At 64.3% G+C, this 15633-nt stretch carries 11 protein-coding genes; 8 read left to right on the forward strand and 3 right to left on the reverse strand.

Going from position 1 to position 15633, the window contains the following annotated elements:
* Positions 1-39: 39 nt before the first annotated feature.
* The gene (locus KF688_12170) at positions 40-2235 is read left to right on the forward strand and encodes a tetratricopeptide repeat protein (protein MBX3426428.1); all 2196 of its coding nucleotides are present in this window, start codon (positions 40-42) and stop codon (positions 2233-2235) included.
* On the opposite strand, the gene KF688_12175 is transcribed toward KF688_12170, so the two are convergent.
* Positions 2165-3391, reverse strand: coding sequence for a metallophosphoesterase (locus tag KF688_12175; protein MBX3426429.1), 1227 nt, complete (start codon positions 3389-3391; stop codon positions 2165-2167). The two genes, KF688_12170 and KF688_12175, sit on opposite strands and share 71 nt — an antisense overlap.
* Before the next feature lie 148 nt (positions 3392-3539).
* Positions 3540-4613, reverse strand: a complete 1074-nt coding sequence (locus KF688_12180) for a glycosyltransferase family 9 protein (protein ID MBX3426430.1) — start codon at positions 4611-4613, stop codon at positions 3540-3542.
* Between the two features lie 234 nt (positions 4614-4847).
* Between KF688_12180 and wecB the strand changes: the two genes are divergently transcribed.
* Positions 4848-5990, forward strand: coding sequence for a UDP-N-acetylglucosamine 2-epimerase (non-hydrolyzing) (gene wecB, locus KF688_12185; protein MBX3426431.1), 1143 nt, complete (start codon positions 4848-4850; stop codon positions 5988-5990).
* Positions 5991-6161: 171 nt separating this feature from the next.
* Positions 6162-6899, forward strand: coding sequence for a class I SAM-dependent methyltransferase (locus KF688_12190; GenBank protein MBX3426432.1), 738 nt, complete (start codon positions 6162-6164; stop codon positions 6897-6899).
* A 72-nt stretch (positions 6900-6971) separates the two neighbouring features.
* Here KF688_12190 and wbaP read toward each other — a convergent pair whose 3' ends face one another.
* On the reverse strand, positions 6972-8606 hold the full coding sequence (gene wbaP, locus KF688_12195) for an undecaprenyl-phosphate galactose phosphotransferase WbaP (protein ID MBX3426433.1): 1635 nt from the start codon (positions 8604-8606) through the stop codon (positions 6972-6974).
* Positions 8607-9569: 963 nt separating this feature from the next.
* Between wbaP and KF688_12200 the strand changes: the two genes are divergently transcribed.
* From KF688_12200 to KF688_12220, 5 genes are all read left to right on the forward strand, one after another.
* Entirely contained in the window at positions 9570-10514 is a 945-nt protein-coding gene (locus tag KF688_12200) for a GDP-L-fucose synthase (GenBank protein MBX3426434.1), read from the forward strand.
* Positions 10515-10601: 87 nt separating this feature from the next.
* Positions 10602-11675: a GDP-mannose 4,6-dehydratase gene (gene gmd, locus KF688_12205; protein MBX3426435.1), complete on the forward strand. Its 1074-nt coding sequence runs from the start codon at positions 10602-10604 to the stop codon at positions 11673-11675.
* 351 nt (positions 11676-12026) lie between these two features.
* The gene (locus tag KF688_12210) at positions 12027-13181 is read left to right on the forward strand and encodes a polysaccharide biosynthesis C-terminal domain-containing protein (protein ID MBX3426436.1); all 1155 of its coding nucleotides are present in this window, start codon (positions 12027-12029) and stop codon (positions 13179-13181) included.
* A complete protein-coding gene (locus KF688_12215; protein ID MBX3426437.1) occupies positions 13181-14023 on the forward strand; it encodes a sulfotransferase domain-containing protein in 843 nt (280 codons plus the stop codon). Before KF688_12210 ends, KF688_12215 begins: the two co-directional genes overlap by 1 nt.
* Positions 14024-14050: 27 nt before the next feature.
* Positions 14051-15463, forward strand: coding sequence for a hypothetical protein (locus KF688_12220; protein ID MBX3426438.1), 1413 nt, complete (start codon positions 14051-14053; stop codon positions 15461-15463).
* The last annotated feature ends 170 nt before the right edge of the window (positions 15464-15633 follow it).

Here is a 15633-nt window from a genome sequence, read left to right on the forward strand (position 1 = left end):
GCGCTGTCGCCACGCCCGACCCTCTCCCGCCTCGCGAAGATGTCGACCGTCGCCCCCCCGCTCGCTCGTCGCCCGTGGATCGTCGGCCCCTGGTGGGATCTGGCGTATCTGGTCGTAACGCCGTTGGCGATCGTGCCGGTCGTGCTGATTCTCGTGCGGCAGTGGCTGACCCCCGAGCAAGTCTCGCTCGCAGTCATCGCGTTCGCGTCGTTGGGACATCACCTGCCCGGGTTCATGCGAGCCTACGGCGACCAGGAGCTGTTCGCCCGCTTTCGCCGGCGGTTTCTGCTCGCGCCGCCGCTCTTGTTGGCCGGGGCGCTGTTGTTCACTCCCCCCACGGTGGTGCGCAATGCGCTGGGGATCTCGTGGACGCACCTGCACGGGCTCGAGTTGATCTTGCTCGTGTGGGGGACGTGGCACGGACTGATGCAGACGTTCGGCTTCATGCGGATCTACGACATTCGCCGCGGCGTCAACGACCGCTGGACGGCGCGACTCGACCACTGGCTCTGCCTGGCGATCTTCGTCTGCGGCGTCGTGTTCAGCGACGCGCGGGTCTACGGCGTCGCCAACGGGATGATGCAAGCAGGACTGCCGGAATTCGGGCCCGAGTCGCTCGCCGCCATGCGCATCGCGGTCGCCGGGGCCAGTGCGATCGTCGCCCTCCTCTACGTCGCCAACCTGATCGCCACGGTCCGTCGCGGCGACGGGGTGAATTGGATCAAGCTGTTGTTGGCGGCGATGACCGGCTGGTTCTATTGGTACTGCGGGCGGTTGTCGACGAATCTCATCATCGGCATCGCGATGTTCGAGATCTATCACGCCGTCCAGTACGACGCGATCGTGTGGATTTACAACCGCCGGCTCCTGGCGCGCGCGGGCGAGCGATTCGGCCCTTTGGGCTTTCTGTTCCGCGATCGGTGGACGACGCTCAGTCTCTATTTGGCGGCGATTGCCGCGTACAGCGCCGCTCGCCTCATCTCTGTCGACACGGCCGACTACGTGTTCCGCGGCGGGCCGGACGTGCACCAGTGGCTGGTGGCGCTCTTCGCCACGTCGACGCTGTTGCACTTTTACTACGACGGATTCATCTGGAAGGTCAGCGAGCGACGCACGCAGGAAAACCTCGTCGACGACCCGAGATCGATTCACGCGTTCGAGCATCTTGTGCCAGGGCTCAAGCACGCGGCCAAGTGGAGCCTGCTGACGGCGGCGGCCGCGTGGTTCATCGTCGCTGAGATCCGTATGCCGCAGACCGACGAAGTCGAGCGCGATCGCCGGCGACTGGCCGCGCTCTGGCGACTCGTTCCCGATTTGCCCGAGTTGCAGCTTGTCGCCAGTCGTGCCCGACTGGAAGACGGCGCCGCCGCCGAGGCGATCGCGCTCGCCCGCGAGGCCGTGGCGTTGCGCCCCGAGTCGCACGAGGCGAAGGGGGACTTGGCCTACGCGTTGATGTCCGATCGCCAGTACGCAGAAGCGCGCCCGCTGTTGGCGGCGGCCCGCGCCGCCGAGCCGCGCCGTTGGCGGTACGCCACCGATTTGGGGATCACGCTCGCAGCATTGGGCGAACCTGCGTCGGCCGAGCGTCAATTGCGCACCGGCGTCGCGCTGGCTCCCGCCGAGTTGGAACCGCGGATGCGGTTGGCCGAGTTCCTGCTGGCTCACGGTCAGCCCGCTGCGGCCGTTGAGCAGTTGGAGGCCGCGAGCCGACTCGGGGACGACGATCCGACGACGCAAATCGTGCTGGGCGCCGCGCTGTCGGCGGCCGGCGCCTACGACCGCGCGGCTGAGACGCTGCAGGCCGCCGCGACGGCGAGCCCCGACTCCGTGGACGCGAATTATCAGCTCGGGCTCTTGCGGTTGCGGCAGAACCAGCCAAACCGGGCCGTGGCCCCGCTCAGACGGGCGGTCGCCCTGGCCCCCGATGACTTCGCCAGCCGCATGCAGCTAGGCGATGCGTTCTTCGCCCTCGGCAAGTGGCAGCTTGCGCTGGACGCCTATCTCGAAGCCGCGGCGATCGACCCCGACAGCGCCGACGCGCTGCTGAACATGGGGAGCGCGCTTGTGCAGACCGGCCGACTCGCCGAGGCCGAGGAGGCGTACCGCCGCGGGTTGGAGTTGGCGCCGGAGTCCAAGCCGCTGCGCTACAACCTGGGGATGTTGCTCAACGCGACGGGGCGGACTGACGAGGGTCGGACGCTGCTGGAGCCGTTTTCGTCGAACGGGGCCCTGTAAGTTCCAAGAGCGCGATTTCGGGCGGGCAGCGCCATCGCAGCGGCGTCTTGCCGGCCACGCCGCGAGTGACGTGCAACACCGTCGCCCCGCGGCGAAAGACGCCGCAGGCGTACCGAGCGCCATGCCGACTGGGGCTGGCGATCGGTCCCAGCAGCGGCAACTGCACTTGGCCGCCGTGCGTGTGACCGGCCAGGGCCAGATCGACGTCGGCTCGCTCGCTCCAGCCGAACTGGTCGGGCGTGTGGAGCAGCGCAAGCCGAAACTGCGGGTCCTCGCCCCGCGGCGCGAGCGTCGCCAGATCTGGCGCCGGGGGGAGCCAGGGAGACTCGTTCCCGAACAGCACGACCGGGACGCCGTTCCACTCGGATCGCAGCGTGCGGCCGCTGAGGCATACGAGCCCCGCCTCGGCGAGGATCCGCCGCGTTTGGTTCGGATCGACGAACTCGTCGTGGTTCCCGAGGATGAAGTACACCCCCAAGGGAGCGGTCAACTGGCCGAGAGTCGGCGCCAGCCACGGCCAGCATGCCTCGACCTCGACAATGTCGCCAGTGATGGCGACCACGTCGGGGCGCAGGGCGTCGACATGCTCGACGACCTTCTCGTAAAAGCCGAGCCCGATCTGGCCCGTCATGTGGAGATCGCTCAAGTGGGCGATCGTCAGCCGTTCCAACTCCGGGGGAAGCCGGGGGATCTCGAGCTGCCGGAGGTCGACCGACAGCGTCAACGCCTCATTCCAGGGGAAGACGTCGCAAATCTCGGCCCTGAGGCCTGACAAGGGACGATGGCCCAGCGCGGCGGCGACGTCGGTCGTCTCGCTGGTGTGGGCCCGCTGGACGCGCGGGTCGTAACGGCGAGTTTCCAACAGCGGCTTCACGGCCAACGTCGCGGCGCCGATCACGAGGCAGCCCCAGGCGTACCAGCCGGCCCAGGTCGCGGGCGTAGCCCAGAGTTCCGGCAACTGCCGCGAGCCTGGCCACAACTCCCACGCGGTCGCCAGCGGCAACGTCGCTGCGGCCAGAAAACTCCCCAGCGTCAGCCCGTCGACGACGGGCCGAGGCCCTGCCCACGAATGGATGCGGTTGACGACCCCGAACCAGAAGATGCCGTGACCGACCAGCGCAATCACCACGGCAAGCGCAACGACAATCGGCGACATACTCGTTCAGCGGCGAAACAAGACGGACGATTGGGCAGGCGGCGACGCATTGCGATCGGGCGTATGCCGAACTGCAAGTATCCTACCATCGGCCGCCGAAAAAAACTTCGGCAAGCAAGGGTCGGCCCCATTTCGATCGTCGTCGGTCTCAGCCTGCCGCTCGCAGCCGAGCCTGTTCCAATACGCTTTGGCACGCAGCGGCGACCGCATTGACGCTGATCGCTCGCATTGCGGCGTTGTCGGCCGTGCGGCGCTGGCGCGACGTGCCGTCCTGGTAGTAGGCCTGCACGACGGCGTTCGTAGGGCCGTAGGCTCCGCACCATTCGCCGCGGCTGGGGCCGTGGAGGCTGACCGAGGGAACGTCCGCCGCGACGGCCAGATGCAGGGGGCCCGTGTCGGATCCGACGAACAGCCGCGCTCGGCGCGTGACGGCAGCGAGCTGGGCGACGGTGGTCGCCGGGGCGAGTCGAGCCGCTCCTCCCGAGGTCGCCACGATTTCCTCGGCCATGGTCCGTTCTGACGCCGGTCCCCACACGGCGAGGCTCGGCAGGGCGTACTCGCTCTGCAGCCACCGAGCCAAGGCGCCATATCGATCGGCGGGCCAGATCTTCGAACCCCATCCGGCGCCTGGGTTAAGCACGGCGAATCCGCGGGGGCTCAACCCGGCTGCTCGCACCATGCGATCGGCCAGGGCGCCGTCCTCGCGTCGTTCGGGCAAGTCGAATCGCACCGCGGGGTTCGTCACGCCGAGCGGCGCCAAGATCCCCAAGTAGTGGTCGACGACATGGCCGGCGCGGACCGGGGTCAGCTCGTTGTTGAACCATTTGCTGAGTTCGCGTCCGTCGGTCCCGGCGACCCCGAGCCGCCGCTTGGCGCCGCTGAGGTAGGCGACGACGGCGCTCTTGGTCAGGCACTGCAGGTCGACGGCGATCTCGAAGCGGTGCTCGCGGAGGCGTCGTCGCAGATCGAGCACGGCCGAGGCGCTCTTAAGCCAGCCCCGTTTCAGTTCGATGACGTGATCGACCGCCGCGTGCCCCGCGACGACCTCGGCGTGCCGTCCTTCGACGGCCCAACCGATCGTTGCATCGGGGAAGGCGTCGCGCAGCGCGCAGGCGACGGGGAGCCCGTGGACAACGTCCCCCAGGGCCGAGAGCCGGACGATCAGAATTCGCGGATTCGGGCCCGGCGGAATCGCCGACGGCGCAAGCGAGAGGGCGGACATAGCAGGGTCGGGGAGGAGAGACTCGGGTGCGGGCCGATGCGGGGGCGAGAAAAGTAGCATGCCGTCGCCGCTGCGGCAACGCCGGCCCCGAGGCCGCGGTTGCTAGCACGACGCCGACGAAGCATGATGGCGGGACAGTCCGCCGCTCGCCGCCGCGTGCGGGGGCGAGCCGCCCGGTTTCGATTGGCTTGGCTCGTCGGTCGTCGTCCCTTCCTTTCTTTCGATCGTGATTCCATGCCCCGCCGCGTCGCCGTCTTGATGGGGACTCGTCCCGAGGCCGTGAAAATGGCCCCCGTCGCCGCCGCCGTGCGGGCTCACCCCGAGCTTGAGGCCGTGGTGATCAACACCGGGCAGCATCGGGAAATGATCCAGCAGGTGATCGACCTGTTCGGGATCGCCGTGGACGACACGCTCGAGGTGATGCGTCCCGATCAGACGCTCGCGGGGCTCTCGGCGCGGTTGCTCGAGCGGATCGACGAGGCGCTCGCAAAATGGCAGCCCGAGTTCGTCCTGGCCCAAGGGGATACGACGACAGTGCTGTGCGCGACGTTGGCGAGCTTCTACCGCGGCATTCCCACGGGCCACGTCGAAGCGGGGCTGCGAACCGGGAATCTCCGTTCGCCGTTTCCCGAGGAAGCGAACCGCCGTCTGGTGAGCCGGATCGCCGATTTGCACTTTGCCCCCACTGCGGCGGCGCGCGATGCGCTGCTCGCCGAAGGGACCCCCGCTGATCGCGTCCTGCTGACCGGCAACACGGTGATCGACGCGCTGCACTTGGAACTGCAACGTCAGCAGCGCCCGGAAGCGGCTCGATCGCTGCAAAGCGAGCTATCGGAATTGGTCGGCGTCGGATTCGGCGCCCGGCCGTTGGTGCTCGTGACCGGCCACCGGCGGGAGAACATCGGCCGCGGGTTCGACGAGATTTGCACGGCGCTCGCCACGCTGGCCGCCCGGTTTCGCGACGTGCTGTGGGTCTACCCCGTGCACTTGAATCCGCGGGTGAAGGACGTCGTCCACGCCCGCCTGGGAGAGCTTGAGAACGTCCGGCTGATCGCGCCGCTTCCCTACTCGCAGTTCATCGCCCTGGCCGCGGCGAGTCGGCTGATTCTCACCGACTCGGGCGGAGTGCAGGAAGAAGCGCCGACGCTCGGCAAGCCGGTGCTCGTGATGCGCGACACGACCGAGCGCCCCGAGGGGGTTGCCGCAGGCGCCGTGCGCTTGGTCGGCGCCGAGGCCGCGACGATCATCGCCGCGACCAGCGAGCTGCTCGCCGACGAAGCGGCTTACCTCCGCATGACCGGCATCGCCAACCCCTACGGCGACGGCCGAGCGGCGGATCGGATCGCGGCGGCGGCGGCGGAGTTTCTGGCACGCTGAATCGGACGTTGCCTCGGGCCGCGGCTCGTTCCTGGAATCCGTATTCATCCCCCCGAGTGCGAGCTACAATTCCTACGCGTTCGTCGCGCCCCTGGCGAAAGTCTCGCCGGTCCGAGCCGAAGCTCCGGTCGGCGAGTCCGGCAATACGCATCTCACTTGGAGCCTCCGCCCGTGCATCGTCCCATCGCTGACGTCGTTTACCCCGAACGCCGATTCGGCGGCTACTCGCTTCGCGACGGGACGGTTGAGTTTTACGGGCGCGTGCAGGCCCTGCTTGGCGAGACGGACCGGGTTCTCGACGTCGGTTGCGGCCGCGGAAAATACCACGAGGACCAGTGCCGCTATCGGCGCTCGTTGTGCACGTTGCAAGGTCCCGGTCGCACCGTGCTGGGGATCGACGTCGACGAGGCGGGCGTCACGAATCCTCTGATCGACGAGTTTCGTTTGATCACGGATCTTGACGCGTGGCCAGTCGAAGATGCTTCGATCGACTTGGCGGTCGCGAATTCGGTCGTTGAACACGTCGAGCGTCCGGAGAAGTTCTTCGCCGAAATGCGTCGCGTCCTCAAGCCGGGCGGATACTTGTGCGTCCGAACGTACAACGTTTGGAACTACGTCGGCGTTGCGGCTCGGCTCATCCCGAACCGGATGCATGCGCGCGTCACCGCCAAGGCGCAGGACGACCGCAAGGAGGAGGACGTGTTCCCGACCGTGTATCGTTGCAACACCCGGCGCAAATTGCAGCGGGCCATGCAAGCCGCGGGATTCGACGCGTACGTCTACACCTATGAAGCGGAGCCGAACTACTTAAGCTTCTCGCGCGTGCTGTATCGCATCGGCGCCGCGGTGCATGCGGTCATGCCGCCCCCGTTTCGTTGGTCGCTGTTGGGCTTTGGTCGGGCCCAATAAGCCGACGCGCGGGCCCCGCATTTCAGCGAGCGACAGCGGCAAGGTCAACGACGCCGCCAATTCGGGGACGAATCAGTACGCCCCGCGGGTGAACAAGACCGTCTTCACGGTCCGCGCCAGCAAGTAACAGTCCAACCACGGCGACCAGTGGTGGATGTAGTAAACGTCCAGTTGGACGCGCTCGTCGTAGGTCGTGTCGTTGCGGCCGCACACCTGCCACAGCCCGGTCATTCCCGGCAGGACGCTGCAGAAGGTCTCGAAGTGTTCGCCGTACTTGACGATCTCGTCCTCGACGATCGGCCGGGGGCCGACGACGCTCATGTCGCCGCGGATGACATTCCACACCTGGGGCAGTTCGTCGATGCTCCACTTGCGCATCCATTTGCCCAGCTTGGTGACGCGCGGGTCGTTCTTGAGTTTATGGTCCTGCTCCCATTCCGCGCGCAGTTCCGGGTGCTTGTCGAGGTAGTCGTGGATGACCTTGTCGGCGTTGGACACCATGGTGCGGAATTTCCACGCCTTGAAGCGAGTGTTTCCGCGCCCCACTCGTTCGTGCCCGTAGAAGATCGGCCCTGGCGAAGTGAGTTTAATGGCGATGCTCAGCCCGAGGAACAGGGGCGCCAGCATGACGGCGGCTGCCCCCGCGACGAGCAGATCGGTGGCTCGCTTGACCATCGCCGGGATGGGCAACTGCAGCACTTGGTCGATTTGGAACCCGGCGAGCCCCTCGTTCATTTCGTGTCGATTCCAATGGTCGGGGATTCCCGTGACCTTGGACACGACGAACACATGGGGGACGTTCCCCAGGTGCTCCTCGACGCGGCTCATAATGCGCGAGCCGTCTTCGCTGGTGTCGACGAAGATCGCCCAGAACGCGTGATCGCGTTCGGCGATCGTTCGCGCTTCGCTCCATGGGCCGAGAAAGTCGGTCGTTTCGCGATCGACTTCCAACGCGTGCGGGTCCGTGATCACCCCCAGCGAGCGCAGGCCCAGACGACGGTTGTCGGCGAGCCATTGATGGACTCCGAACGCCGCGGCATCGTCCCCGCAAATCAGCGTCGGGAACCCCCACCATGTTCGCTTGGAAGCCCACTTGCGAGTCAGACTGCGAAATACGGGCGCCGCCAGCAATGCGATGGCGAACGCACATGCCAGGAATACGACGCGCCCGCTGAAATGATCGGAAGTCGGACGCAGCCGAACGGCGTTTATCAACGCGACCATTGTGAGCGACGTGACCAGCCGGCGAATCTCGTCGACGGCCCCCAGCCGCGTTCCCGGATACAGCCCGAGAACGCAGTTAATCAATATGAACGAGGTCGCGACCGCCGGATACCAAACGATGAGCTGCGACGACGGGTCAGCCGGATTGAGCCATTGCAGACCCATTAATCCGCACATGCTGATCGCGAACGCCAGCAGCAACAAGTCTGCGGCCAACAGCGGCAGCGACGTCAGAACGACTTGGCGCAGGTATTCCCGAGAACCGTCGTTGCGAGGTTCCGGCATCTGGACCCGACCGCGCACGCGCTCTCCGTACTTGGGCGTTCGAGACTGTCGACGAAGCGTGCCGCGGAGCATGATCGCTGATTCGGAAAGTCGATCGACGGGCGAGGTCGCGGCGACGGGCGGGTCGACGACAGGGGCGTGGGTGCGATGAGAGCCTGTCTGGCCGTGATCGCTGGTAACATCCTCGGAAACCGGCATGGCTGCAATTCCGTCCTAGGTGCGTCAATCAGAAGGTGAAACGTCAAAGCGAGCCGGCAAGAGCAAGCGTGGTCGTCGGGGGCGAGAGTCAAGCAGGTTCTAAGAGGACAAGTCGCTTCAGTGCGGCGGGGACGCTCATGGCAGAGTGTCGAACAGCAAGCAGCGTACCAACGAACTCGGCTGCCGATGAGTCGTGCGGGATTGCCTGCGATTTCCACTTAAGGGCAATTCACGTACCGTTGCAACGGATCGCTCTGCGGACAGCGAGCCGACGTCGGCGACGACTCGCTCTGAACAACGCCGCATAAGCCGCATATCTTGTGCAACCGGAAGAGGACCGTCGGGCCGGTGGAAGAGCCGAGGGTGCATGCGGCAGCCTGATCGGTCGGACCGCTTCAAGCGTGTCGTGCTGCCCCGCGTTTCGCAGTCGGCAGAGGACCAAGGCGCCCCGTTTCTCGTCCTCCGGCCGCATCGTATTCGAGCCCTTCTAGGCTGTCAAACTCCTGGAACTGCCGGTCGAGCATCGCTTGCGCATTTCTGCGATTGCCTTCCGCACAATCGTTGCCGTCAATTCGGCCGCGCCATGCAGGTCTTGAGTCGAAGCCCAAGCCTGCGTTGCCGCCGAGTTTGCCACCTCCGGCGCGTCCGACGCCGGTGGTCTTTGGTCGACATCCCGTTGAAGAAATGCCACGTTCCCCTCCCCGCGTCGTAACGGCCTCGGGATGCTGACCTCCGGGGGCGGCAGACGGCGTTCAGGATTGCGCAACACAGGATTCCTGGAGCGCTTGCGCGACAAGTCGCCGGCGACGCCGAGATTTCAGCCCTGTCTGGCATTCGTTCCCGCCGCGAGGTTGCGGGTTATACTGTTTGTTTCGGCCCTCGCTGGCGCCGCTGGCAATGGCGCCCGATTTGCCTTGGCTTACGCTCCGCTTTCCCAATTCGCTGCCTGCTCTGGGACACCCGATGCTGCTTCGAGACGCCCCCATTCTTGTCACCGGCCACCGTGGCATGGTCGGCTCAGCCGTCGTCCGCCGATTGCAGCGGGAGGGGTTCGGGCAGATCCTCGCCGCTCCGCGGACGGAGCTTGACCTGCGCGATCAGGCGGCCGTCGACCGTTGGTTCGACGTCAACCGGCCGCGCTACGTGGTCCACGTTGCGGGCACGGTGGGCGGCATCCACGCCAATGCGACCCGCCCTGCGGAGTTCTTGTACGACAACCTCATGATCCACGCCACCGTGCTGCGTGCTGCATGGCGCACCGGGGTCGAGAAGCTGCTCTATCTCGGCAGCAGTTGCATTTATCCCCGTGATTGTCCGCAGCCGATCCGCGAGGAGTACCTGCTCACCGGGCCGTTGGAACGCACCAACGACGCCTACGCCATCGCGAAGATCGCCGGCCTGATGTCCTGCGACGCCTACCGCCGGCAATACGACTGCAACTTCATCTCGGCGATGCCGACGAACCTGTACGGCCCTCACGACAACTTCGACCTGCAAACGTCGCACGTGCTGCCTGCGTTGATCCGCAAATTCCACGAATGTCGCACCGCGCCGGATCGGATCGTGACGGTGTGGGGCAGCGGTACGCCGCGGCGAGAGTTTCTGCACGTCGACGATCTGGCCGACGCCTGCTTGTTCTTGATGGACAATTACGACGCCGCGACGACAATTAACGTGGGGACCGGAGAGGACCTTTCGATCGCGGAACTCGCCGAGACGATCCGTTCGGTCGTCTGCCCGGAAGCCGCCCTGGAGTTCGACCGCAGCATGCCCGACGGCACGCCGCGAAAACTGCTCGACGTGAGCAAGTTGCACCGCCTCGGCTGGCGGCATCGGATCGGCCTCCGCGAGGGGATCGAATCGACTTACGCTTGGTTCGGCGAACACGAACCGGCGCTCGCCCGCTGACGCCGTCCTGCGAGCCTGACGTCCTAAACTGCGAATCACTGTGAAAACCGCGAGCGCCGCCGCTCGCCTCGCCCCGAGAGCCCGCCCATGTCGTCTGATTCCGCCCCCCGCAAGAAGGCCCTCATCACCGGCGTCACCGGTCAAGACGGCTCGTATCTCGCCGAACTTCTGCTTGGCAAAGGGTACGAGGTCTGGGGCGTCATTCGCCGCAGCTCGTCGTTCAACACCGGGCGGATCGACCATATCTATCAGGATCCGCACGAATCGGACGTCCGATTGCGGCTCTGCTACGGCGATCTCAGCGACGCCTCCAGCCTCAACAACCTGCTCAAAAAGATTCGCCCCGACGAGATCTACAACCTCGCGGCCCAGTCGCATGTGAAAGTGTCCTTCGACATCCCCGAGTACACGGGCGACGTCACCGGTCTGGGCTGCGTCCGGATCCTCGAGGCGATGCGCGAATTGGATCTCGAAGCCAGATTCTATCAGGCGTCCTCGTCGGAACTGTACGGCAAGGTCGTCGAGACTCCGCAGAAAGAGACGACCCCTTTCTATCCGCGCAGCCCCTACGCCGCCGCCAAGGCCTATGCGTTCTACATCACCAAGAACTACCGCGAGTCGTACGGAATGTTCGCAGTGAACGGCATCCTGTTCAATCACGAATCGCCTCGCCGCGGCGAGACGTTCGTCACGCGCAAGATCAGCCGCGCCGCGGCCCGGATCAAGCTCGGGCTGCAAGAGTGCCTGTACCTCGGCAATCTCGACGCGAAGCGCGATTGGGGGTTCGCCGGCGATTACGTCGAGGCGATGTGGATGATGCTGCAAGCCGACGTGCCCGACGACTACGTCATCGCCACCGGCGAAACGACCTCGGTGCGCGATTTCTGCAACTTCTGCTTCGAGGAGTTGGAGATGCCGTTGCAGTGGTCGGGGACGGGCGACGCGGAAGTCGGCAAAGGTCCCGACGGGCGCGTGGTCGTACGAATCGATCCCCGGTACTACCGACCTGCCGAGGTCGACTTGCTGCTGGGAGACGCCGCGAAGGCCCGCCGCGATCTGGGCTGGGAGCCGCGCGTGCGAATTCGCGAACTCGCGCAGATGATGGTTCGCAGCGATTTGGCCGTCGCAGAATGCGCCCCGGTTTCACGCTCTGCCGAGTGATCCCGGAGCAGCGGAACGACCCCGTCGACCGTCGTGTCTCGTCGACGATTCGCAAACTTACGGCAATCTGCGGGACGAGGTCGAATGGATTCCCAAGGCATCGCGACGTTCCCGTCAAGGTCGCTGTTTCGACGCGTTGCCTCAGGAGGCGGGTGGTCGATTGGAAGTCGCGTGATTTCGATTCCAAGCCTAGTGCTCTTGCACTTGGTTGTCTCAAGGCAGTTGACGAAGGGACAGTACTCTTCCTACCTATTGGCCGCTTCGGCCGTGCCGCTTCTTGCGGCGTTTGCCTCGTTGGGTTGCCCGCACACTTTACTGCGGGCGCTTCGCAGCGGCGGAGCGTCGTGCCGCTTGAACGCGTACACGGTCGCCCGCTCAGGCGCTGCGTTAACGCTCATTGGCATAGCCCTGGCCGCGGCAGGACTCTTTGCGATTGCATGGCGACTTCCCGCCGCCGAGAAGTGGGATGCACTGCGGAGTTCGACCGGCATGGTCGCTGCGTGGTTCAGCTGCGCAGCGGCGTCGCTAGTGATTGCGACAATCCTGCAAGGTCTGGACGATTTCCGGGCCGCGGCATTGGTCGGCGGCCGAAACGGCGGGATCGTCTCTAACGGACTGATGCTTGCGACCGTCGCTGCCCTGGCCTGGTTCGACGCAGTTTCGGTGGAGCGACTGTTGTTGCTTCACTGCTTGGCGGCGGCTGTCGGAACTTTTCTAGGAGCCGCCATCGTCAAGATGCGGATTCGGACCCTTCCGCAGTCGCCCGGGAACGAGCCGGTCTTGAGCGACGGCGCGGAACTGACCCAAGCTTGGTTTTTTCGCGAGAGTCTGCCGAATCTCTTCAACCAGTTAATTGCCCTGGCGATCACGGAATTCGACGTCCTGTGGGTCGGCGTTTTCGCCGATGAAGCGGCGATTGCCGACTACGGCGTCGCCCGGCGTCTAACTTTGTTCGTCACTGCTCCGTTGCTGCTCGCATCCGTGGCTTTGGCGCCGTTTGTCGCCGAGCTTCATTCCCAGGGGCAGCGAGCCCGACTGGAACGCATGCTCCGCGGTACGGCGACGCTTTTGGCGGCGCCGTCCCTGTTGGGGCTCGTCGGGTTGCTCCTGGCGCCCGAAACGATCATTCGCTGGACGTTCGGCGACGCCTACGTCGCGGCCGGTGCGGCGATGCAGATTCTATCGGTCGGATGCATTGTATTCGTCCTGAGCGGCAGCAATGGATTGACGATGACGATGACAGGCCGGCAACGGGAACTCCTGGTGTGCAGCATCTTAAGTTTTGTTCTATACTTACTGACCTTGGCGATCTTGCTGAGGGCCGGATGGGGAGCGGAAGGCGCTGCGTGGGCGTTTACGCTTCAAATGGTTCTTCAAAACACGGCCATGACGTTGCTCGTCAAGCGCCTTGTCGGCGTCTGGACGATCCCGTTCACTTCGATCGCGACGATCCGCCAGGAACTTGGCATGATGATAAATCGCCTCGCGCCGGGCAGGAAGCAATGATGAAGCTTCCGCTTCAACACCGCATACGAAACCGACTGCGGTCGACTTGGCTTCGCGAGGCGGTCGTTTCTTATCGGCACCGCGGGCTGTTGCCGCAAGACGTGTTCTTGGCGTCGTACCCCAAGTCAGGCACGACTTGGATGGCGTTCATGTTGGCGCAGCTTCTGTGGAAGGCCGGCCGAGAACAACGCATCAACGACAACCGCTTCTTGCCGGCAATCGGCCAACAGAGTTCCGCAGAGCGCACTTTGCCCGACGGCGGGCGCCTCGTTCGAACCCATGAGCGATATCGTAGTTGTTATCGCAAGGCCGTCTACGTCGTTCGCGACGGGCGAGACGCGGCGACGTCGATGTACTACCAAGTTCAGCGAGTCATGGGCATGCAGGCGACCTTCAGCGAGTTCTTGCCGATTTATCTTCGAGGGCGCTTGACCGGCGCAGGAGCTTGGCACGATCATGTCAATCAGTGGCGTGACGCACCTCGATTCGCCGGCGGATCGTTGCTGGTCGTTCGATACGAAGACATGAAAAGCGACGTTGCGAACGAGCTGCGTCGGACCGCGGAGTTTCTTGGCGTCGAAGCGACCGAAGCGGAGATTGCCGACGCGATCGAGGCTGGCTCCATGAACGCCATGAAGGGCGTCGAGCAACGCAGCGAGGGGGTCAAGCACAATGAGCAGAACGGTTCCATCCCTGTCGTCAGAAAGGGAGTCGTCGGAGATTGGAGAAACCACTTCTCCGAGGAAGACCTTGTCGAGTTTTACCGATACTCCGCGACGGCCATGGAGAAGTGCGGCTACCCGAGTTCAATAGACGCCGCTCACTACGCACAAATTGACTGACCTCGCCGCTGTTACAGAGACGCAGTTATGCTAGCTGTAGCCAATTCGACTGAAAGCTTGCTGGTCTTCGCCGGGTGGGCGTTCGTCGTCGTGCCGATCATGCTCATCGTCGTGCCCTACTGGCGCGGCAAGGCCGATTTGGTGACGGCCTGGAGCTTCGCGCTGCTAGGTTGCTCGATCTTCATGGGCATTGCCGCCCTTGAGGCCGTTGATCCGCCGGCCCGCGTGTTCGAGAACTACATCTCATTTGAGTTTCCCGACTCGTACTACAAAGCGACGCTCTTACGGAACGTATTCTTTTTTGGGTGCTTGCTGCTGTTCTACTATGCGATGCCAATCGGCAAGAAGTTCGCATCGCGTCGCTTCACTCGCAGCGCACCTTGGTCGTCGATGCTGTTTGGGGTCTTGCTGGTCTTGTGCACAGCGACCGTCGTCACTGCATTCGTGGCGATTGAGGGAAACATTCCCGTCCTACGTGAAGTGTTCTTCAATCTAGGCCATAAGGCGGCGACGTTTGGCGTCGCCTTCGCGTTCTACTCGTGGTATCGCAATCGCACGTCGCCGGTGGCGCTCATAGTGTTTGCCGTCGTTCTGGCGGCCGCCGCCGTGTACGCCATGCGGACCTCGTCCGGACGACGATTGCTGCTGTGCATCGCAGCGGCTCCGATTGTGGTCATGTATTGGACGAATTGGCGCTACCGAAGTTCGGCTCGCGTCATGCTCGTGGGCGCCTTGGCGACAAGCGTCGTCGTCATCGTCGCGCTGTGGTATCAGTGCTTCCGATTTTTCGATCGCGGTCAACTAGGCCAAGAACGGACGCTGGCCAACACGGTCGCAGCAATGAAGCAAGTCACGCTCGCAGACGTTGCCGCCCAGCTCGACTCTTGGAAGCCAAAACTCGCCCAGGGCGTGTTTTTGTATGCAATGGTGACGAAGCGGCTCGTCGAGGATCAGGGGCTCGACGTGCGCCCGCTGAACACGTTGCAGTTTGCGCTGACTTACGCGATTCCCAGAAGGTTTTGGCCCGAAAAGCCGCAGCCGTTTGGCGCTATCATCGTGACTGACGTTTTGAAGCTGCCTCAGAAGACGAATTGGGGCCTCGGTGTCGCCGGGCAAGCCTATTACGAAGGAGATTGGTATGCGCTGCCTGTCTATGCCATTGTTCTGGTCCTGCTCGTGCGCTTGATTGACGAGCCCATCAAGCGCGAACCGAACAATCCGTACTTTATTGCGACGGTAGCTTCCTCAATGATGTTCGTCATTACATGGTTGAGAGGCGATCTGGGCGTCCATACCGTCGAAGTCGTCGAGTGCCTCGTCTTCCTCTGGGTCATTCAGCGACTGAGCGCCCAGGCGGGCGGATCGCGAGTCGGGGCCTATGCCGCCGATTTCGGCAACGCCTTCTCCCAGCGACTTCTTCGCAACCCGAGAACGGCCTGACGGCGTGTTTAGAAAATGAACATCGCAAGCTGACCCCCGACGGTTGGAGGGTTGGGATCGATCCGCAAGTCCGTGCTCCCTTCTACAGGCTAAAATCACTTGATGTTGGCCACGAATCGCAGTGATCTAGGCTGCAGATTGGCAGTGCGCGTTTGTTGATGCGTCAAGCA

Source organism: Pirellulales bacterium (assembly GCA_019636345.1).
Classification (GTDB): Bacteria; Planctomycetota; Planctomycetia; order Pirellulales; family Lacipirellulaceae.